This is a genomic window from Rhodococcus sp. 06-156-4 (genome assembly GCF_002259345.1).
GTDB lineage: Bacteria > Actinomycetota > Actinomycetes > Mycobacteriales > Mycobacteriaceae > Rhodococcoides > Rhodococcoides fascians_E.
Map to the genome: position 1 here is coordinate 113,968 of NZ_NPGB01000037.1, position 17,460 is coordinate 131,427.

Genomic DNA, 17,460 nt, shown 5'->3' on the forward strand with positions numbered 1-17,460 from the left:
TCGCTCCCCGAGTGATGTTCGGAATCAACGACCGACCAAATCGCGTGGAAGCCGTTCGAGACGATCGAAAACCCTGCGCACTGCATCCACGGCCGCCGCAGTTTCCGGTGGCACCTCGCCCGCCGCGTTCGCGACCTTCGCGAGCTGGTTCAGGTTGCGACCGACCGCAGCGATGAGCTTGGTGACAGCGAACAACTCCGTCAGATCCTCACGTGACACCGACGCCCGCGGAGCCTTCAACGCCGAGTCCGCTAGCAGCCGAGCCACCGTCACACCCTGCACCCGCGCAGCAGCCTGCACCGCGAGCTCCTGCTCATCGGTCAACTTGACGACATGCCGGTGCATCCGGCCGCCGACGACGTTCGACTGACGGGTGCGCAGCCACCCTGCTTTGGTCTCCCCCATCACCCGCTCCTCACGTTTCCGCACCATCGTGGCCCAGCGCAGCGACCCCACACCTGGGGACCCACACGAACCAGTGTGGCAGGTGCCCGCCGAAATCGCCAGATTTAGGGCACTCAAGTTATAGCTTGCTCCGCCGGGGGCACGCTGGTGGCTCGCGAAGCCTGCGAAGTGGGTCGCCAGAAAAGACGCTCAGGACGGGCGCCCAGAGTTTCGATTTCGCGCACCCACGGTGGGCGGCCGGCGGTTGTCCCCGGTTGTGGATTCGGACGCCGATTGTGGGTGCCTGGGATCGAGCGGAGCGGCCTTAGAACCCTCGGACGTCCAGCGAAGGGCATAGGCCAAGCCACAGTTGGGGACAACCGTTTCCGAGCTCGGTGAGAGCACAGTCATGTGGTTGTCTGTACACCCGACGAGGAAGAGGTGCGATGTTCCGATCGACGTTCAGCGAGTGGTACTCCCCTGACGAGCAGACCATCGCTGACATCATCAGCAACGGCACAATTGCGCTCGACACCAACGTACTGCTGGGCCTGTACAGAATCAGCGCTGAAGCCCGCCAAGATCTTCTCGATCTTCTCCGCCATGACCGCATCCGCCCACGCCTTTTCATCCCCTACCAGGTGGGATTGGAGTACCAGCGCCGTCGCGTCTCGGTCGCCAATGATCAAAATATTGGGTACAGAAGCGTCCGGGCCCGAATTGAGAAAGCGCTGAGTACATTGTCGGATCTAGCGGTCAAGGAATCCGACAACGAGATTCGCGACAGTCAGGTCCGAGACGAACTCAACGAAGCCGTGAGAAGAGCTGTAAAGATCTCGAACGGAGCACTTGAGAAGCTCACAACAAAGGTCGAAAGCATCCAGCAAACCCACGTCATAGCCGACAAGCAACTGTCCGGATCCGATCCGGTCAGAGATGCCTTTGAGCAACTGTTCGCCGACGACGGACAAGTTGGAACACAACCCACACCACAGGAGCTTCTTGAACGACAGAAGGAGGCAACAAAGCGTTACGAGTCGAGAATTCCCCCTGGGTACGAGGACGCAACCGGTAAGAACGCCAAAGAGGATCCCAGCGGGGACTACCTGATCTGGCGAGAATTATTAGACCGAGCCGGAGCGGAGCCCGGTCCAATCTTATTCGTCACGGAAGACAAGAAACCTGACTGGTACGCCCAAGATAAGCAGAAGCGAATCCTCGGGCCTCGCGTTGAGCTACGGGTAGAGATGGCCGCGGTGACAGCGCACCCCTACCACCAGACACCGCTGAACAGCTTCTTGCATCTAGTCGACACACATCTTGGTCTCGCGCTGAGTCGAGATACGGTAGAACAAGTCGAAGAAGCAACTACCAGTCGCAACATATTTGTTTGGAACGGCGATGACTCGGTGCCTTCCCATCCAGCGTGGACTGTCCCTGAGACTGCCCAATCCCTGGCTCGAGCCCAAAGAATCATGGATGTCTCATCCCCAAGAAGAAGTCCGAATCGCGTGGAACTTCTTGCCGCCATCAACCGCCTGAGTACTAACCCGTCGCTGGACGACAGCTCCGTGAATGCCCTCATCAGTCTGCGTGAAGAAATCGTTTCCGGTACCCGTATCTACGAGGATTTAGCGAACGAAATGAAAGCCACTAGAGACTGGGAGAACTATGACGCCGTACGTGACCCATCGGCAGAAGGCGCGTCTCCGAATTTGAATTTGGACTGACGTCTCACACGAAGCGTGTACCTAAACCTCTGCGCGCTGCCTGCACCAGAACTCAGGCATCGCGCTGCACCTTAAGGCCGCCCTTGCATACCGTTTCGTCTGCAGTCGACTCCACGTATGGGCGGCATCCGTCTAAAGTACGTCAGCCACGATGCGCAGAAGCGCCCGCCGCTACTTTCGCGAAAGCATCGAGATCAAGTGCGATTCCACACCGTGCTTTTCGACGACGATCTTCGGGTGCACAGCGCCGGTCGCGGCGAGGGACTGCCGCAGCGTCGATAGCAACAGGTCTTCGCGGCTCTCGATCCGCGACACCGTACCCTGATTACTTCGCGTATACGCGGTTCATCTCTTCTCGTTCGGCCGCGAACTCGGCCACCGTCTCCGCGATAGCGGGCTTGGTGCGTAGTTATTCGATTCGGTCGTTTGCGCCCCGGAACGTCCGCTCGCTCATCACTGCTCTCCTTCTGCGGTCTCTCGTTGCCACCGCTCGATCGCGACATCAGCTCGTGCGCCGACACCGTCGTAGAACACATCACCCAACCGCAAGCCCACAGACCGCTGAGCTATCACGCACTACATCGACCCGGCAGACTCGGCTGGCCCTACCCCGTCGATGAGTCTGTGAGACGTACCAGAAAGGATTACCGTCATGAAACTGAGCACGCTTGTCATCTGGGGGACGGCAGGATGGATGCTGGCAGTGACAGGCGTCTTCTACTACCTTCTCTGGCTGCAGACGGCGTCCGAGTTCCATCCAGTCGAGTTTCTGGCCGCCGCGACGGGCGAGCAACTGTTCAACGCTGCTAGGACCTCCGCGACGTTGCTCGGCGTTGGTGGGTTAGGTGGTGCAGCTCTCATTGCTTATCGAAAGCAGGACTCTACCGAAGGGACGCTCGCCAACGAACGTACGAGCGCGCTGCATGATCGCTACACCACGGCGGCGGAACAACTTGGCAATAATGAGTCCCCAGCGATCAGGTTGGCCGGTGTTTACGCGCTCGCATCGCTCGCTGATGACTGGTTCGCGCAGAAGGCCGAAGGACAACGGCAAGTCTGCATCGATCTGCTCTGCGCATACCTCCGCGCAAACGCTCACACTTCAGATGACAACGAGGCCAACGTCCGTGAAGCAATTCTTTCTACGATCAAAGACCGTACGAGACTGACTGCGGGGGGCGGGTGGCATCTCAGTCGACTGGATCTCACTGACCTCGATCTGACCGAGGTCACCCTCACAGGTGCTTCTCTTCTACGGGCCGATATTTCGGGGACTAACCTAACGCGGGCGACGCTCAACCGCGTAACTTTCACAGCCGGTCGTGAGCCTCGTGATTTGTTCGGCGAAGAGATTGAGCAGTCCATGCAGTCGCGGCGCACTACGCCACCGCCACGCGGACCTGTGCGCTCGAAGCGGATAGTCCAGGCCACACTGTTTGGCGCAGACTTCACTGGTGCAAAACTTCAGTTCGCAGGCTTCGCCGAGGCCACTCGACTGAATGGAGCAAAGTTCGTTGATGCAGACCTACGGGGCGCAGACCTCACTTTGACAATGCTCGCCGAGACCACGTTCAGCAATGCCGTACTGACAGGTACGACCTTGGAAGGCGCACGCATTTCCTCCCCATCGCTTACAGCCGGCAACACCTCCGCAGACTTCTCCAACGCCGACCTCACCGGCGCAAACCTCAGATACGCCGAAATCGGATTCGCTGATTTCACTGGTGCGCGGCTCAACGGAACAGATCTGCGATTCACCACCCTCGAACACGCGATTCTGACTGAAATCGAGCACAACGAACACACGATGTGGCCGGAGCAGTTCACTCCACCGGCGAGTGTGGAATCGAAGCACAAGAGACCGCTCCCCTTGTCCCACGCCTACGGGGTCAACTCCTTAGAGTAGGTCGATTACACCATGCAGGCACTGGTGAGTAGGTTGTTAAGTAGGTGCATAGGGACGACACATACCCGCCCGCGCTAAGCGAAAGCATCAAGGTCCAATGCGATTTCGACGCCGTCTTTTTCGACGACGATCTTCGGGTGCACAGCGCCGGTCGCGGCGAGGTACTGCCGCAGCGTCGACAGCAACAGGTCGTCACGGCTCTCGATCCGCGACACCGCACCCTGATTCGTTCCGAGCAACGCGGCCATTTCCACTTGTGTGAGGTTGCCGGCCTTACGGATGTCGGCGAGGCCTTCCGCGTACACGCGGTTCATCGCTTCTCGTTCGGCTGCGAACTCGGCCACCGTCTCCGCGATAGCGGGCTTGGTGCGGAGTTGTTCGATGCGGTCGTTTGCGCGCCGGAACGTCTTCTCGTTCATCACTGCTCTCCTTCTGCGGTCTCTCGTTGCCACCGCTCGATCGCGACATCAGCTCGTGCGCCGACACCGTCGTAGAACACATCACCCATCCGCGCCTTGTCGGCCGCGAACAACGCCACCACCACCGAGTTGCTGCCGGGTGGGAACCAGCAGATCAACCGCAGCGCGATCTGTGCATCGAACGGATGCGCGGTGCGCCATACCGGAAATTTCTTCGACTGCCGCACCCGCTTGAGGTCCGGCCGATCCTCGGCCGGTGGACCGCCGAGCTCGCGCAGTTGCACCAACGCATCGGTCACCCGAGCGAGCACCCGCACCGACGCGGCATCGCCCGCGTCGGCCTTGGCCTCGACGCGATCGAGCCAGTCGAAGAACTCCTCCGGTGCATCAACATCCACCACCAGAATATACCTCCCACGACATATACCGCACAAGGCATAGAGACGGTCGTAGGCGTGCATATGTCGGTTGCATTCGATAGCGTTGCCTTCGGATATCGGGCAGCCGTGCGGGCCGCCCGAGACCGCGTCAGAAGCAGCGCCACACATCGACTGTGTGTGCGCTCCACGCCGTCTCCGAAAGGCCCGCACATGTCACTCTCACCGCTCGACCCGTCCACCGTCCGCGCCGCCGCGCAAGCCGCCCTCGATGACCGGCTCGGTCTCATCGACGCGATCGTTGCCGCGCAGAACGAACGCACCGCGGCCGCAACGAAGGTCGCCGAAGCGAACGCCATCGAACGCGCAGCAGCCGCGAAAGAACTTGCCGCAATCAAAGCCGCACTCGACGGTGGATGGTCGGCCGCCGAGCTTCGCGCGTCCGGTCTCAAAGTCCCGCACGCAATGGCCACCAAGAAAACCGCCGGCACCCCTGCGGCGACCAAGTCCGGCAGCTCGCGCACCCCACGCGTGCGGCCGGCGGTAACCACCACCGGCAACGACACCACGACAGAGGCGACGCCGGACAACGCGCAGTCACCTGATACCGATCGCACAGGATCAGTGCAGAGCGTGTCGAGCGAGAACTACGCGAACGCGAGCTGACTCTGATGGGCACCGTCAACATAAGTGCATGGCTGCTGGTGTTCGTCGCGGTACTCGCGTTCGGCGCGGCCGGTATCCGCCTCGCCTTGGCGCCGCACAACTGTTTCGGTCCGATGGACCGAGCCTCGAAAACCTTGTCCGTGATCGGCGGCGTCGGTGCGCTCGCCGTCACCGCTATCCGACTGCTGCCTCTCGATGCCGCGTTCTGACCGCCGGCCACACCGCGTACGTGCCGTGCCGAATCCTCGACCCGAAAGGCCTTCCCACATGAACACGTCCGAACATTCCACTTCCGTCCACCGACCACGTCCGACGTCGCCCGGGTCTACCACCCTGCTCTCTGTCGAGATCGCCACTCTCGATCAGCACGGCGGCCCGGGGTTCGTGCACACCCGCGGCCACTTCTACACACATTCCACCGCGGCCCGGTTCGCGATCACGCAAGCCGAGGCAGTGACCGCACTGCGCGAGGCCGACGAGCTCGCGGTCACCATCAACCGGGAGGGCGAGGGCTACACCGAGACCGATGTCCTCGTGGTCGGGTCCACCGGTGAGATCGCGTGCGCGTTGGCGGCCATCCCGAACTATGCCGCTGGTGTCCGCGGCGCCGAACTCTCACCACCGGACTACGTCCGCGCGGCCGCCGCGGCGGTGCTCTCTACGCGGGCGCCGCTCCCCGACGGGCATGAGCGGGTCGATGTGCTCGAGGTTCAGGTCCGGTCGGTGCGCCCGGATCCGCTGCCTGACTCGACCACGGTCCTCGGCGACTATCCCGCGCCGGTGGCGCGGCAGGTAGCCGGCGAACTCGTCGACCAACTCACCGCGGCCGCGACGGGCCGGATGGAGGGCGCGGTCACCGAGATCGACGCGCGGTCGATCGTGCTCGTCGCGCACAGCGTCGCACTCTCCGACACCGACACTGCCGCAGTGCAGCGGTACGGGAAGATCACCCGGATACGCGCGAACCTCGCCGCACTCGATTCGGACGCCGCCGCCGATGAGGTCCTCGACTTGGTTGCCGAGCATCAGCGTCTGCACGCGCACAATGTGCGCCGCACTGGGGAAACCGAAGCGGCAGAGGGGTCGTGGTCGTGACCGGCGGCCGCGGTCACGGCGGCGCTCTGTCCGAGTCCGACCTGGCGGAGGTGGCGGTACTCGCCCAACTCGGGTCGCCGGAAGCGGTGACGGCGTTCGAGCTGATGCGGCACACATTGCAGCTCGAGACTGCGCCGCGCTTCGTCGAACTGCTGACAACGATCAACCGGTTGTCCGGACCGGGTTTCGCGGAGCGGGCATCGTTGGAGCTGCTCGATGCGGTCCACGATTCCGGGGATCTCGAACTGGTCGAAACGTTCGCGCCCTCGCTCGGCGACGCCACCGGTGCGCTCGCTCTTGCGCAGCTGCTGCGGACGTATCACTGCGCCGACGAGTGATCACACCGCAGTCGATCGACCTCGCTCGCGTCGATGCCTCGCTCACCGAATCGGTGAGCGGGGCATTGTGCTGTGGTGCTCCAATGAGCGGAGGTGGGCGTCAGACGGACGAGGCGCAGGCTGTGTCTCGATGCTGTTGCCGACTGGTATTCCGTTCGGTGAACGAGACGGCCAGGAGAGCAAGATTGAATCCGAGCAGTGCCGCCACGATCACCGCGGCGCCGACTTAGGTTGCGTCGGTGTCGAATGCACCGAAAACCAGTGCGGATGAGAGAGCGGTCATGGTGATCGCGAGAGCGATCATGGTCAGGTTCATTGCGAAACGCACTGTCGGCGTGATGATCATGGTGTCCCCCCCTGGACGTATGTGGTGGTGCTGCGGCGGTCTTACTGTGGCCAGCCGCGGACGAGCATGGCGGTGCCGCGGTGTAGGTCGTTGAGGCCGTCGACGATGAAGCTCAGCCACCCGGCCGCGGTGGGCGGGTTCGGGACGAGTGTCGACGGAACCTGGTTTTGGGCGTCGTCGTCGAGCTCGTTGAAGTCGGCCGGGTAGTCGGTGGCCGCGCCGTCGACGACGTTCGGGGCACCGGCGATGTCGTAGGTGATCCGGAAGACGATCTCGTGCTGGTTGGGTTCTTCGAACGTGGCGGCGAGCATGAGATCGCCCCACTTCTGCCGGTCGTAGGTGATGACACCGCTGTCGAGCGCGGCTTGCAGGAGCCAGTGTTGCTGCAGCAGCAGAAGAGCGTCGTTCCCTGCGGGGTCTTTCATGTTGTCGTCGAGATCGTGGACAAGGTCTGCGTGCAGTGTCAGTAGCGGCGGTTCGACTGTGATGTCGAGGGTGTTCATGGCCGTGTCCTCCGCTGTCTCGGTGTAAGTGTGGGTGACGACGAGGACGCCGGTGTCGGTGTGCAGGTTGGCACTGTCTCCGAGTGCGTCGACGAGACGGTCGGCGAGCACGGCGGCGTCGGCGGCGAGGTAGGTTCCGACGGTGGTCCACGTGGCGGGGTCGTAGGCCAGCTCGGATGCGGAGCAGACTTGCACGGTCAGAGCGTCCGGCCCGGTGTCGGCGGGGGTGAGGTCGCCTGCGGCTCCGTGGACGGCGGTGATCGTGTCGCGGACCTGCGCCGGGAGCAAGTCGTCGGTGTCGGTGTCGGTGGCGGTGGCGTGTTCGTCGGTCATCGTTGTCGAGCTTGTCATGCCGGGTCCCCGCCGGTGTCGGTCTGCCCGCTGCGGAACTGGTTGAGTCGTTCGTAGGCGGCGCGTTGGCGGCGGCCGTGCTCGACCATGTGCTCGAACAGGTCTTCTTCGGGTAGTTGGGTTGCGGCTTCGGCGATGGCGGCGCCGACGGCGTGGAAGCTGCGCCGGTAGGACTGGGAGAGGACCATGTCGGCGTAGTGGGTGGCTTTGTACCCATCAGCTCTGGCGGTGATGACTTCGTTGAGGCGTCGCCTCAAACTTGCATCTTTTTCTCCGTCTGCCCCGGAGCGGACGAGGGCCATGGTGACACTTGCCGGGTCGTAGTGCTCGCCGGCGGTGATGAGACTTGCGAGCACGGTGAACAGTCGTCCGTACGCGGTGATCTCGAAATCGCGGTCTGTCAGGACTGCGGCGATTCGCCGGTCTTCGGTTGGAAGTCCCCCGGTGTGATTGCTCCACATCAGAGCGCACAGCAGCAGCGCCTCGGGGTCGGTGGCGGGATCGTAGGCGAGCTCGTCGGCGAGGGAGGTGAGGACCTCCACTACCGACGCGGAGTCTGTGCCTGCGTTGTCTGCGGATCCGTCACTGTCGTCCGGGACTGCGCGTAGTGCGTTCATGGCGGAGTGCTTTCCGTTGTCGGTGAGCGGAAAAGATCAGGGTGTCGGACCGGGCTGCGGACTGCGTACGTCGACGCGGTGCCTGTCGGTCCAGGGCTGCGTGTCGATGGTGAGGGCAGCGATTTCGGCGTCGAGTTGGCGGTCGATGTAGTCGGGGTCGGGGGTGTAGGTGGGTACGAGTCGCATGATGGGTACTTCTCCTTCGGTGGTGTGTGCGGGGTGGTCAGGCTGCGAGTCGGTCGATCCGCTCGATCCGGAACCCGCTCCAGTGGGTGCCGCTGTCGACGACCACGACGGGTGCTTGCAGGTAGCCCAGTTCGCAGGTGACGTAGTGGCGGGCGGTGTCGTCTTCGGTGATGTCGACGACCTGGTACTCGAGGCCGCGCTTGTCGAGCCTGCTCTTGGTGGCGTCGCATTGGCTGCACGCGGGTTTGGTGTAGACGGTGATCGGCATGATTGCCTCCGTTTCGGATGTGCTCGATTGGTTTGATTCTACCGGATATACGCGCCTTATTTCCAGACTTATTCGACTACGTTAAATAGTTCAATATGACTGCTGTCGAACCATTTTCGGCATTCGATCGTAACCACATTGCATATCGTTGGACGCCGCGCGAAACAGATCGTCGATCACCCGCCCGTGTTGGTCGTGCCACGTTCTTTTCGCCGTCATCTGGCGCAGGGGAGAGACAGCGGTGCACGGGTGTACGCCGGTCAACGCGTGGGCCGGGCAGTTTTCACCGCGAGCGCCGCGAGTGCGGGTGGTGAAAAGTGTTCGGAGCCTTGGGCCGGAGCACCGCGACGCCAGGGGTTGACCGGTGGCGCACGGGTGGCCGCATTCTCGTTCGAAGCCAGATGCCGAAAAGAACGCTTTCTTTTGTCGTGGGATACGAGCGGAGCGGAGTTCGGCTGTCGGTGCCGGCCACAGGCCGGTCGGTAGTGTGCCGGGTATGAAGCGCTCGAAGGTCGAACACGCAGTGTCGAAGGTTGCGGTGAATGCGTCACCGCCGCCGTCTGATCTGGCGATGGATGCGATCGTCGCTGGTCTGCCGGTGGACGAGACGCGCCCGGAGTCGGCCGGCACTGTCGAGTTCTCGTGGCCACCGCACCGGACCTGTCTTTGAGCGTCTTTTCTCTGCGTTGACGCCGGTACCGGTGGCCGCCCTGTTCCGGGTCGGCCACGGTTGGTGTCGCGTTTGTCGGTGTGAGGGCTCGATGCCCGAAGCACCGACCCCGCGCCGTGAGCCGTGCTGCCGGGCGCGGCCACCTCGGGTGAGGGGCCGCGCCCGGTGTTGCTCTAGGTGAAGCTCTGCACTCGCCCGATGTGGTCGGCGACGTACTGCGGGGTGATCACGGCGATCACGTCGCCGATGAGCTTCGGCGGCGCGCCGCCGTCGACTGCGGCACGGAGTAGTCGTGCCAGGCTCGGCACACCGGTGGATGCGGTGGCTTCGCGGTTGACGGCTTCGAGTGCGATGGCGGCGGCTGCTCCGTCGCCGGTGCTGTAGTGGAACATTCCGGCGATGGTGAGGGCGTGCGCGCGGGCTGTTCCGGTGAGCCTGGCGGCGATTCGGGTGAATGTCTCTCCTGCGTCGCGTGCGCCGTGGGTGGCCATGGCGAGGAATGCATCTCGGACTTCGGTGTAGCCGGTGGCAAGTGCGAGACCGACGCGGGCGGTGAGGTTGGCGCTGGGGATCTCGCGGGCGTGGATCACGGCGGCGAACTCGTCGAACGTGACGGGTAGGAAGTCTTCTCCCATCGTCGTCGCGGCGGCCAGTCCGAGCGATTCGGGGATCTCGTCGCCTTGCTCGAACCTGGCTGCGATGTCTTCACGGCGGCCGGTGCTCGATAGACCTTCCTCGACTGCCATCGCTGTCGCTGCTTCGCTGATGGCGGGGTCGGGGACGATTCCGTCGGTGTTGTTGCCCAAGTCGGTGTAGATCGATCCGGCGGTGAGGCTGTAGGCGTGCAGGGCGCTGAGGGTGTCGATGGCGGATCCAGCCATTGCTTCGCGGATCGCTTCGAGTCCGATCAATGCGGCACCTGCATGGGCGGGGTCGGCGATGGCGGCGAGGATGACGGCGGTGACGGGTGCGCCGTCGACGTCGTGGTGTGCTGCTGCGGCGGCGAGTTTGTGGGCTGCGGTTTCGGCTGCGAATGCGTCGATGCGCATGGCCACGGCGATGACGTGCGCGCCGTTCGCTTCTTTCGCGAGGGCGATGACGACGACGGAATTTTCGGGTGTGAAGCCCAGTAGTGCGGGGATGGCGGCGAGGGTGTCGGCGGCGGTGGCGATGCAGATGCGGTGTTGTGTCATGGGGTGAGCCTTTCGGTGTGTTCTGGATTGGGTTGTGGGGCTGGTGGTGTGGGTGTTTAGGTGCGGAGTTCGCGGCGTGCGGTGCGGCGGTCGCGTCGGGCGCTGGCGCGTTTGACGGTGCGGCGGATCTTCGGCTTGCCTTGGCGGTGGACGAGGATGTCGATTTCGTCTGCGGTGCTGGGGTGTTGTGCTCGCATGGTGACCCTCCCTGGTGAACTGGCGGCCGGACCTTCGCCCTGCCAATTTCTTTTTGCCGTGGTGGCTGGGGAGAGAAACCAGCGCACGGGGCCGGAGTGTCAACGGTCGGGCCGGAAAGTTTTCAGCCGGAGGCGTTGTGAAAAGTTTTCGGAGCCCTTGGGCCGGGAGCGCAGCGGACGCCGGCGGTTGATGCGGAGGTCACGGGTGATGGATGCTCGCCACAAGCCACCAACGTCAAAAGAAATTGATTCTTTTTCATGCTTTGGGAGCGGAGCGCAGCGGAGTTCGATTCGGGGCGGCCCGGAGGGGCGCATGTGCCCGCCAGGGCTTGCCTGTGAACTGGAAGGGTGCTGGTGGTGGGACGCGAAGCGCCGCCGGAGCAATGTGCTCGACGGCGGCGCGGTGTGGGGTACGGCTGCGGAAAGTGATTGTGCGGGAGCGACGGAGCGTGACCCGGTTCGGTGTCGCGGTAGCGCTGGTTTGTTGTCTCTAGTGGGTGGTGTGCTGGTCGTCGTGTCGTCGGGCGGTGCGGATGCCGATGACTGCGCAGGTCCAGACGGTGGTGATGGTGACGAGGATTTTGAGGATCCAGTGGACGATGTTGTGGGTGTCGGTGAGGGTGGTCCAGATTCCGATGGTGAGCAGGATCAGTGCGGTGAGGATCGCGAGGTCGATCCCGGTTCGGTGTTTGTGTGCGGTGTGGTCGTCGATGCGCAGAGTCAGTGCTGTTACGGCGAGAAGGATGATGCCGCCTGCGAGGATGATCATGCTGTTCAGTCCTGGTTTCGGTCGCTGTGGGCGCGGTCGATGATGTCGTCCATCGCGATTTCGTCGAGAAATGTCGGTGCTCGTTGTGCGCGGGTCCGGCGTAGGTAGATCACCGGCACGACGGGAGCGACAAGCGCTCCGACGGCGATCACGATGGTTGCAGTGCTCGACAGTGACCTGTCGGTGACTACTGCTGCGATGACGAAGAACCCGCTGAGGATCCAGTGGAGCTGCGCGTTCATGAAGTTCTTCGACGAGGATGGTCCGACGGTGTAGCGGTAGTGGTAGTAGGTTGCGGCGAGGATGTTGATCGCGGCGAACACTTTGGCGATGTCGCTGGCGATGTCGAGAAAACGGCCCATCTGTGTGGCTCCTCTGTTCTTGTGTCGGTACCTGGCTCTCGAGCGCGACTGGCATTGTCGCCGGTGCGGTGGATTCAGCGACGGATGAGTTTGGATACGAGGACGGTGGAGACGGGGAGGATGACCAGGACCGTGAGCGCAGCGGCTCCGGCGACGACGATCCAGTATGCGGTGTCGAACGGTGGTTGTGGCGCGATGTCGCCGTCCCGTTGGGTGGGGATGATGATCCAGATGACCAGCGCTAGAAAGCTTGCGAAGGCGACGAGGCCTGCAAGTATGTAGGCGAATGTTTTGATTCTGGTGTTGTTTGTTGTCTTCGTCATCAGTTCCCCCCGATGTGGTGTCGTGAGCGTGGTGGTGATGCTGCCAGGTGGGTCCGACATACTGCTACTGGTCGGACCCACCTGATGTCTGGTCTCAGCTGGTGAGTTGTTTGCGTGTGACGCTTTCTATGGCGGTCTTGGCGTGGGCGTAGACACGGTCGGGGACGGTGAGCAGGCCGTCGGAGAGGCGCCGCACGGTCGTCATAGCGGCTTCTCGTTCGCCTGCGGCGGCGGTGTTGTCGAGGGCGAGCTCGAGTGCGCTGCGGATGCGGCGCACGGTGCGCTTGCTTTCTTCGGTCTGCTCGCCCATCCCGACGGCGCGGGCGTACTGGTCTGCGGTGTTCCACGCGGTGAGTGCTGTTTGGGCGGCGGCGCCGAAGGCCTGGACACGTTCAGCGCTGGCGGGGCAGGTGTCGGTGTTGAGTGCGCCTGCGTTGTTGAATGCGGTGATGAAGGTGGCGGTGCGTGGTTCGCCCAAGTTGTCGAGCTGGGGCCGGGTGAAGATGGCGTAGGGGTCGGCGAGGTATTCGGCGTAGGCGCTCGCGACCTGGGCGTAGACGATTTTCGCTGCCTCGAAGTCGGCAGCCAGCGTCTGGGCTGCTGCGCGGCGGTCGAGGATACGGTGCCGGGTGCGTACGACCAGGTGCACAGCCAGCGCCGCGATCACGAGCGCGCCGAGCACGCCGCCGATCCAGATCAGGGGTGTCCAGTCGGTCGGTTCGGTGGGCGATGTGCTGGCCGGGGCTGCCGCTGGGGCGATGTCGGTTGTGGGGATCTCGCTGGGTGGTGTGGCCGCGGCGGCCTCGTCGTTGTTGCTGTCGTATGCGGGGAGCACCACCATTGCCACGACTCCGGCCGACAGGGAGAGTGTGATGCTGCTCAGTAGTACTGCGGCGCCTTTCGTTTGGCTTTCCGGGAATCTGTTGTACCGAGCTCGGAGCAGTTGGCCGCCGCCGGTGATGGCCCCGAGCATTCCCAGGATCACGACGATGTACAGCAGCCATTTCACGAAGTCGATGACGTGTGATGCGCCGTCGGGCAGTGATGATTCGTTGTTCATGCATTTCCCCCGAATGAGTCTGCGCTGCAGCGGTTGTTATCCGCTCACCTCCTTTTACTGTATTCGCTTAAATGGGTGTCCGCAACTATTTTGCGTAGTTGCTAATATCGGTGGATGGCGCAGCGCGGTAGGCCGAAGTCGGAGGGGCCGACGCTGGATTTCGTGGTGTCGGTGCGGTTCACGGAGTCGGAGCATGTCGAGGTCACCCGGGCGGCGGATGCTGCGGGTGTGTCGTTGAGTGCGTTTCTGCGTGCTCGGGGTGTGGCTGCGGCGCGGCGGTCGCTGCGCCGGGGTCAGTCGTCGCCGGATTCGTGAGGTCTCGGCGCAGGCCGTAGAACGTGCCCGCGCCGGCCCCTGTGTGGCGGGTCAGGTGTTGTTGAGTTTCGTCGAGGTAGCTGTCGTCGCTGCCGGCGACTGGTTGTTGTCGGGCCGGGCCGGGTTTGTCGTCTGCGGTCAGTGCCAGCGGTGGGGTGGTGGCGGGGATGAAGTGGTCGGGTTTGGTGGGGTGGGGGTAGACGCCGGTTCCGAGGGTTTCGCGTTCGACCACGACCAGGCCGTCGTCCTGGATCTCGCGGATGATGACGACGCTGGATGCGCCGGGGCGCGATGTGGACGCGGTCACCGATATACGTATCTCTCCTGTGTGCGGCTGAGCGTTGCGTTCAATTGTCTTGCGTCGCCAGTGGTGGTCAGCGCATGGGGGTTATGGCGTTGCTGGGGACCCATTGCCGTTGTAAGTCCAAGTGGCCCTTGCTATTTCCTGTTGGCACGGAGAAGTTCACGCACGCGAGCCAGGCTCCGTTGGCGAGACGTGCCCACGCCAACAACGTTCCTCGGACCTTGATGTCGACGCTAAGACCCTCCGATCTCTCGCCTGTCCACCACTGTTGCTGGAGCGGGACCGTTCAGGATGTAGTGTCGTTCGTTCTACCAGCCCTCGGTCGATACCCAGCAACCGCATTGCGATGGTTGGTTCGTCACCACGTTCGCAGCGAATCCACCGGGTGGTAACCCAACGAGGATTGAAATCGCAGTAGGTAGCCGTCGGAATCGGCGACGAACTGCTTCACGCCGACCTCCTCGTCGCCAGCGACCCGATACCACTTGATCTTGGGACTCATGAACAACGAGACACCAGCGGCGTCGAGCGAGGCTGCAATTCGTGTGCAGTCGGCGACAGCGATTTGGAAGCTGATTCCGCGTCCGATGGGATGCTGCAGCGCGAGGAGCCGAGCGCCGAATCCCTCCCTGCCGATCCGGGCGCGCGTCGCTTCCCAAACGACGGCCGGATCGCCGACAACATCACGCTCGACTTGCCACCGCAGTGCAGGATCAGAATCCAAGAGCCACGCAACCAGCGACCCGTTCGACATGCAGAAACTATAGTCACACAGTTCGTTTCAGTGGAGTACCCTGCGCCGTCATTACTGGTCGCCACCCCGCGGACGCCGATGAATTCCTGCACGTTCACCGCGACGAACTGACCTCGGATGGGGAGTCATCTGCAACCCGCCGTGTGAGATCGTCCGCCCCGGATAGGCGGAGTCAACAGATCAGGTCTTGCGGTACCTGCAACGATTCCCGGCGGTACATGTCGCCGATGGCGGTGAGATCGCCGGCCGTGCACACCCAGCGAGCTCGTCGAGCAGCAGGTCGTACTCCGCGCCGGTCTTCCCCTCATACGCGTCGGTCATACGACCCCACTCGTCCCACGGCAGCATCTCGACCTTGTTCAAAGCAGCAAGATCCTTCACAGCGTTTCCACGGATCTCGGCGGCACCCCAGTTCTGCGTCCCGAACACCCGAACTGGGTCGCGTCGATCTCTCCCCGCCGATATGCGATCCACGCTTCGCCGCCGCTGAGAAAGTCACCGGGCTCAACATCATGCGCGCGCAAGCAGATTCTGTCCGAGGATCTCCGAGTCGATACGAACCCACCGCGCACTGAGGGCATCCCAGTACTCGGTGATCCAGTGACCCACTCCCTTCCCAGGTTGAAAGTACGTAGCAAAGCCGCCAACGGACCCGAGCAGAAATACCCCGATACCGCAGCAACGCACAACTGAGGACAGCAAAGTGCCGGCAGGTTCCGACAATACGTTCCGCGGGTCCCCTTCCGATAGTCACTGGCGCTGGGTCCAACGCAAATAACCGCCGCAGCAGCTCACTCGTCGAGCGAATCTGGTTCTCATCGAACCGGCCAGGAGCAAGGTCCAAGGACTGCGCATCGGTGAGTTGTACGACCAGAGCGGAAACGACCTGGCAGATACCCACCGGATCGGCGGCAAGAGGGACAAGTTGCCGCGGCGCCAAGAAATCCGCCGTCGGCGACGACCCAGCCCCAAACCCGCCGAGCACCGAGATCCGGGTGCCGAGCAGCTCGCCGACATCCCCACCAAACCCAACCTGTGAAACCGCGCCACCAACACACACATCGAGCACACCCACCACACAACACGAGGACGTGCCATAACCCCAGGTCACAGCCCAATCGCCAAACCCAACCTGTGAAACAGCTCAGTTCCCAACACCAAAAGTGAGGAAGCCGAACGGCTCCAGAACTGAGACCCACCATGAAACGACCCACCACCACCCAGCTCCACCACCTCTCACTGCTCCTACAAGCCGCCTCCACCACCACAACCGCCCTCAACCTCCACCCACTCACACACACCCTCGAACTCCTCGCCATCGCCACCACAGCCGCAGCAACCACCACCAGAAGTGCACACACCGAACAGCCCGCCACCGACGAGGAAACCGACCAACACAACGACGACGATCACGACGACCAGAACGACGACGACCACGACCACGACGGCGAGAGTGACGGACCGGCTGAACAACTCGACGACACCGACGAGGACCGGGACATGCCATAACCCCAGCCCGCACCACGCGCAGAGCAAGCAGAAAGCACAAAAGTTGTCGAAACGGTATACTTTTTGGTGCGGGGCAACTCGGCCCCAGCAGAAAGGCGCACACAGATGCGCAACCGGTAAAGGAGATACATGAGATGAAACTCGTGACCAAAAGGACAGACCCGCCTGAAACCGAAGGGGGGCTCAGAGCCTACAAATCCCGTGGTGAACGTCTTACGCAGAACGCGTCAACCAAGTTCACCCCCTCGGAAGAGGCAAGGTTTCAGGCATTCATCGAGTACTGCAAACGTAATGGGATCGACATCACGACCCCCGCTGCAGCACTCCGTTACTTCACGGTCATAGGCCTCGACGCATTCGACGCCGAGCTGGAACTGACCGGACAGTAAACCTCCTCAAGGCGGCTCCTGGGGCGCCGAGGCGGCGCAACGCCCGTTGCGCTGATGACCCGGGTTCAGAAAAGTAAAGGAGCTAGTGCGGTGCCTGATTACGTGCCCATGATGCCCCCAACTCCCAACGACGCTGGCAGAGAGGAGGACGCCACAGCACCGCCAGATCGCTCCACCGCTTTACCGGCGCCGCCGTCCGTGACGCCGGATCCCGACGCGCTCGACCTACTTCACCGTGCACGCCTAAAGCAGCAAGAGGAAGTCGGAAAAGTCGTTCGGGAGCTGTCGACCATTCCGACGGATATTCCGAAACAGTTAGCCTTCGGTGCACTTCGGAAACTCGGAAGCGAAGCCATGCAAAAGTTTCTCGACGTGATTAGCGACTTCTGGTCGTCGTAGGCGCGTAGAGGGTACCCGCCCGCTACGAAA

General features: G+C 62.7%; 26 protein-coding genes. 11 read left to right on the top strand and 15 right to left on the bottom strand.

Annotated features, from left to right (window positions below; all coding sequences use genetic code 11):
- Nucleotides 1–24: 24 nt before the first annotated feature.
- Nucleotides 25–405: a plasmid mobilization protein gene (locus tag CH290_RS27170; RefSeq protein WP_033188213.1), complete on the bottom strand. Its 381-nt coding sequence runs from the start codon at nt 403–405 to the stop codon at nt 25–27.
- A 425-nt stretch (nt 406–830) separates the two neighbouring features.
- Between CH290_RS27170 and CH290_RS27175 the strand changes: the two genes are divergently transcribed.
- Both CH290_RS27175 and CH290_RS27185 read left to right on the top strand, forming a co-directional pair.
- Entirely contained in the window at nt 831–2,114 is a 1,284-nt protein-coding gene (locus CH290_RS27175; RefSeq protein ID WP_052082997.1) for a PIN-like domain-containing protein, read from the top strand.
- 652 nt (nt 2,115–2,766) lie between these two features.
- Nucleotides 2,767–4,020 (top strand): pentapeptide repeat-containing protein, encoded by a 1,254-nt coding sequence (locus CH290_RS27185; RefSeq protein ID WP_052082996.1) that lies wholly within the window; start codon nt 2,767–2,769, stop codon nt 4,018–4,020.
- 74 nt (nt 4,021–4,094) lie between these two features.
- Here the strand turns inward: CH290_RS27185 and CH290_RS27190 are convergent, their stop codons facing one another.
- Complete coding sequence (locus tag CH290_RS27190) at nt 4,095–4,439, bottom strand: helix-turn-helix domain-containing protein (RefSeq protein ID WP_033188316.1); 345 nt, start codon at nt 4,437–4,439, stop codon at nt 4,095–4,097.
- On the bottom strand, nt 4,439–4,837 hold the full coding sequence (locus CH290_RS27195; RefSeq protein ID WP_033188315.1) for a hypothetical protein: 399 nt from the start codon (nt 4,835–4,837) through the stop codon (nt 4,439–4,441). The genes CH290_RS27190 and CH290_RS27195 overlap by 1 nt, the downstream gene beginning before the upstream one ends.
- 192 nt (nt 4,838–5,029) lie before the next feature.
- Between CH290_RS27195 and CH290_RS27200 the strand changes: the two genes are divergently transcribed.
- The 4 genes from CH290_RS27200 to CH290_RS27215 are packed head-to-tail and all read left to right on the top strand — an operon-like array spanning nt 5,030 to nt 6,915.
- The gene (locus CH290_RS27200) at nt 5,030–5,482 is read left to right on the top strand and encodes a hypothetical protein (protein ID WP_033188212.1); all 453 of its coding nucleotides are present in this window, start codon (nt 5,030–5,032) and stop codon (nt 5,480–5,482) included.
- A gap of 5 nt (nt 5,483–5,487) precedes the next feature.
- Complete coding sequence (locus CH290_RS27205) at nt 5,488–5,691, top strand: hypothetical protein (RefSeq protein WP_033188211.1); 204 nt, start codon at nt 5,488–5,490, stop codon at nt 5,689–5,691.
- A gap of 58 nt (nt 5,692–5,749) precedes the next feature.
- On the top strand, nt 5,750–6,577 hold the full coding sequence (locus tag CH290_RS27210) for a hypothetical protein (RefSeq protein ID WP_033188210.1): 828 nt from the start codon (nt 5,750–5,752) through the stop codon (nt 6,575–6,577).
- Nucleotides 6,574–6,915: a hypothetical protein gene (locus tag CH290_RS27215; RefSeq protein ID WP_080748626.1), complete on the top strand. Its 342-nt coding sequence runs from the start codon at nt 6,574–6,576 to the stop codon at nt 6,913–6,915. The genes CH290_RS27210 and CH290_RS27215 overlap by 4 nt, the downstream gene beginning before the upstream one ends.
- Before the next feature lie 387 nt (nt 6,916–7,302).
- On the opposite strand, the gene CH290_RS27220 is transcribed toward CH290_RS27215, so the two are convergent.
- Genes CH290_RS27220 through CH290_RS27230 form a run of 4 tightly spaced genes read right to left on the bottom strand, consistent with a single transcriptional unit; the run spans nt 7,303 to nt 9,186 of the window.
- The gene (locus CH290_RS27220; protein WP_141216180.1) at nt 7,303–8,115 is read right to left on the bottom strand and encodes a hypothetical protein; all 813 of its coding nucleotides are present in this window, start codon (nt 8,113–8,115) and stop codon (nt 7,303–7,305) included.
- Nucleotides 8,112–8,732 (bottom strand): DnaB-like helicase N-terminal domain-containing protein, encoded by a 621-nt coding sequence (locus tag CH290_RS27225; protein ID WP_052082995.1) that lies wholly within the window; start codon nt 8,730–8,732, stop codon nt 8,112–8,114. Before CH290_RS27225 ends, CH290_RS27220 begins: the two co-directional genes overlap by 4 nt.
- Before the next feature lie 36 nt (nt 8,733–8,768).
- Entirely contained in the window at nt 8,769–8,918 is a 150-nt protein-coding gene (locus tag CH290_RS30420) for a hypothetical protein (RefSeq protein WP_155295511.1), read from the bottom strand.
- A 37-nt stretch (nt 8,919–8,955) separates the two neighbouring features.
- The gene (locus CH290_RS27230; RefSeq protein WP_033188207.1) at nt 8,956–9,186 is read right to left on the bottom strand and encodes a glutaredoxin domain-containing protein; all 231 of its coding nucleotides are present in this window, start codon (nt 9,184–9,186) and stop codon (nt 8,956–8,958) included.
- 496 nt (nt 9,187–9,682) lie between these two features.
- Here CH290_RS27230 and CH290_RS30425 point away from each other — a divergent pair, with 496 nt between their 5' ends.
- Nucleotides 9,683–9,856, top strand: coding sequence for a hypothetical protein (locus CH290_RS30425; protein WP_155295510.1), 174 nt, complete (start codon nt 9,683–9,685; stop codon nt 9,854–9,856).
- A 173-nt stretch (nt 9,857–10,029) separates the two neighbouring features.
- On the opposite strand, the gene CH290_RS27235 is transcribed toward CH290_RS30425, so the two are convergent.
- From CH290_RS27235 to CH290_RS27255, 6 genes are all read right to left on the bottom strand, one after another.
- On the bottom strand, nt 10,030–11,049 hold the full coding sequence (locus CH290_RS27235; RefSeq protein ID WP_052082994.1) for a DUF4192 domain-containing protein: 1,020 nt from the start codon (nt 11,047–11,049) through the stop codon (nt 10,030–10,032).
- Nucleotides 11,050–11,105: 56 nt separating this feature from the next.
- A complete protein-coding gene (locus CH290_RS30430) occupies nt 11,106–11,246 on the bottom strand; it encodes a hypothetical protein (protein WP_155295509.1) in 141 nt (46 codons plus the stop codon).
- A gap of 490 nt (nt 11,247–11,736) precedes the next feature.
- On the bottom strand, nt 11,737–12,015 hold the full coding sequence (locus CH290_RS27240; RefSeq protein WP_033188206.1) for a hypothetical protein: 279 nt from the start codon (nt 12,013–12,015) through the stop codon (nt 11,737–11,739).
- Between the two features lie 5 nt (nt 12,016–12,020).
- A complete protein-coding gene (locus CH290_RS27245; RefSeq protein ID WP_033188205.1) occupies nt 12,021–12,377 on the bottom strand; it encodes a hypothetical protein in 357 nt (118 codons plus the stop codon).
- A gap of 74 nt (nt 12,378–12,451) precedes the next feature.
- Entirely contained in the window at nt 12,452–12,700 is a 249-nt protein-coding gene (locus CH290_RS27250; protein ID WP_141216181.1) for a hypothetical protein, read from the bottom strand.
- A gap of 94 nt (nt 12,701–12,794) precedes the next feature.
- Nucleotides 12,795–13,760: a hypothetical protein gene (locus tag CH290_RS27255; RefSeq protein ID WP_033188203.1), complete on the bottom strand. Its 966-nt coding sequence runs from the start codon at nt 13,758–13,760 to the stop codon at nt 12,795–12,797.
- Between the two features lie 114 nt (nt 13,761–13,874).
- On the opposite strand from CH290_RS27255, the gene CH290_RS31205 reads away from it, so the two are divergent.
- The gene (locus tag CH290_RS31205) at nt 13,875–14,075 is read left to right on the top strand and encodes a plasmid mobilization protein (protein WP_371828565.1); all 201 of its coding nucleotides are present in this window, start codon (nt 13,875–13,877) and stop codon (nt 14,073–14,075) included.
- A 662-nt stretch (nt 14,076–14,737) separates the two neighbouring features.
- On the opposite strand, the gene CH290_RS30565 is transcribed toward CH290_RS31205, so the two are convergent.
- Nucleotides 14,738–15,133 carry a VOC family protein gene (locus CH290_RS30565; RefSeq protein WP_052082993.1) on the bottom strand — a complete coding sequence of 132 codons (396 nt, stop codon included), beginning with the start codon at nt 15,131–15,133 and terminating at the stop codon, nt 14,738–14,740.
- Between the two features lie 180 nt (nt 15,134–15,313).
- Entirely contained in the window at nt 15,314–15,607 is a 294-nt protein-coding gene (locus tag CH290_RS30845) for a hypothetical protein (RefSeq protein WP_249277820.1), read from the bottom strand.
- Nucleotides 15,608–16,333: 726 nt separating this feature from the next.
- On the opposite strand from CH290_RS30845, the gene CH290_RS27275 reads away from it, so the two are divergent.
- The 3 genes from CH290_RS27275 to CH290_RS27285 all read left to right on the top strand — a co-directional run bounded on the left by CH290_RS27275 (nt 16,334) and on the right by CH290_RS27285 (nt 17,430).
- A complete protein-coding gene (locus CH290_RS27275) occupies nt 16,334–16,642 on the top strand; it encodes a hypothetical protein (RefSeq protein ID WP_033188201.1) in 309 nt (102 codons plus the stop codon).
- Between the two features lie 134 nt (nt 16,643–16,776).
- A complete protein-coding gene (locus CH290_RS27280; RefSeq protein ID WP_033188200.1) occupies nt 16,777–17,031 on the top strand; it encodes a hypothetical protein in 255 nt (84 codons plus the stop codon).
- Between the two features lie 90 nt (nt 17,032–17,121).
- Entirely contained in the window at nt 17,122–17,430 is a 309-nt protein-coding gene (locus tag CH290_RS27285; protein ID WP_141216182.1) for a hypothetical protein, read from the top strand.
- Nucleotides 17,431–17,460: the final 30 nt, after the last annotated feature.

Coding starts and splice junctions, on each gene's coding strand:
- CH290_RS27170 (WP_033188213.1), bottom strand. CDS start 405: ATGGGGGAGACCAAAGCAGGGTGGCTGCGCACCCGTCAGTCGAACGTC.
- CH290_RS27175 (WP_052082997.1), top strand. CDS start 831: ATGTTCCGATCGACGTTCAGCGAGTGGTACTCCCCTGACGAGCAGACC.
- CH290_RS27185 (WP_052082996.1), top strand. CDS start 2,767: ATGAAACTGAGCACGCTTGTCATCTGGGGGACGGCAGGATGGATGCTG.
- CH290_RS27190 (WP_033188316.1), bottom strand. CDS start 4,439: ATGAACGAGAAGACGTTCCGGCGCGCAAACGACCGCATCGAACAACTC.
- CH290_RS27200 (WP_033188212.1), top strand. CDS start 5,030: ATGTCACTCTCACCGCTCGACCCGTCCACCGTCCGCGCCGCCGCGCAA.
- CH290_RS27205 (WP_033188211.1), top strand. CDS start 5,488: ATGGGCACCGTCAACATAAGTGCATGGCTGCTGGTGTTCGTCGCGGTA.
- CH290_RS27210 (WP_033188210.1), top strand. CDS start 5,750: ATGAACACGTCCGAACATTCCACTTCCGTCCACCGACCACGTCCGACG.
- CH290_RS27220 (WP_141216180.1), bottom strand. CDS start 8,115: ATGACAAGCTCGACAACGATGACCGACGAACACGCCACCGCCACCGAC.
- CH290_RS27225 (WP_052082995.1), bottom strand. CDS start 8,732: ATGAACGCACTACGCGCAGTCCCGGACGACAGTGACGGATCCGCAGAC.
- CH290_RS30420 (WP_155295511.1), bottom strand. CDS start 8,918: ATGCGACTCGTACCCACCTACACCCCCGACCCCGACTACATCGACCGC.
- CH290_RS27230 (WP_033188207.1), bottom strand. CDS start 9,186: ATGCCGATCACCGTCTACACCAAACCCGCGTGCAGCCAATGCGACGCC.
- CH290_RS30425 (WP_155295510.1), top strand. CDS start 9,683: ATGAAGCGCTCGAAGGTCGAACACGCAGTGTCGAAGGTTGCGGTGAAT.
- CH290_RS27235 (WP_052082994.1), bottom strand. CDS start 11,049: ATGACACAACACCGCATCTGCATCGCCACCGCCGCCGACACCCTCGCC.
- CH290_RS30430 (WP_155295509.1), bottom strand. CDS start 11,246: ATGCGAGCACAACACCCCAGCACCGCAGACGAAATCGACATCCTCGTC.
- CH290_RS27240 (WP_033188206.1), bottom strand. CDS start 12,015: ATGATCATCCTCGCAGGCGGCATCATCCTTCTCGCCGTAACAGCACTG.
- CH290_RS27245 (WP_033188205.1), bottom strand. CDS start 12,377: ATGGGCCGTTTTCTCGACATCGCCAGCGACATCGCCAAAGTGTTCGCC.
- CH290_RS27250 (WP_141216181.1), bottom strand. CDS start 12,700: ATGACGAAGACAACAAACAACACCAGAATCAAAACATTCGCCTACATA.
- CH290_RS27255 (WP_033188203.1), bottom strand. CDS start 13,760: ATGAACAACGAATCATCACTGCCCGACGGCGCATCACACGTCATCGAC.
- CH290_RS31205 (WP_371828565.1), top strand. CDS start 13,875: ATGGCGCAGCGCGGTAGGCCGAAGTCGGAGGGGCCGACGCTGGATTTC.
- CH290_RS30565 (WP_052082993.1), bottom strand. CDS start 15,133: ATGTCGAACGGGTCGCTGGTTGCGTGGCTCTTGGATTCTGATCCTGCA.
- CH290_RS27275 (WP_033188201.1), top strand. CDS start 16,334: ATGAAACGACCCACCACCACCCAGCTCCACCACCTCTCACTGCTCCTA.
- CH290_RS27280 (WP_033188200.1), top strand. CDS start 16,777: ATGAAACTCGTGACCAAAAGGACAGACCCGCCTGAAACCGAAGGGGGG.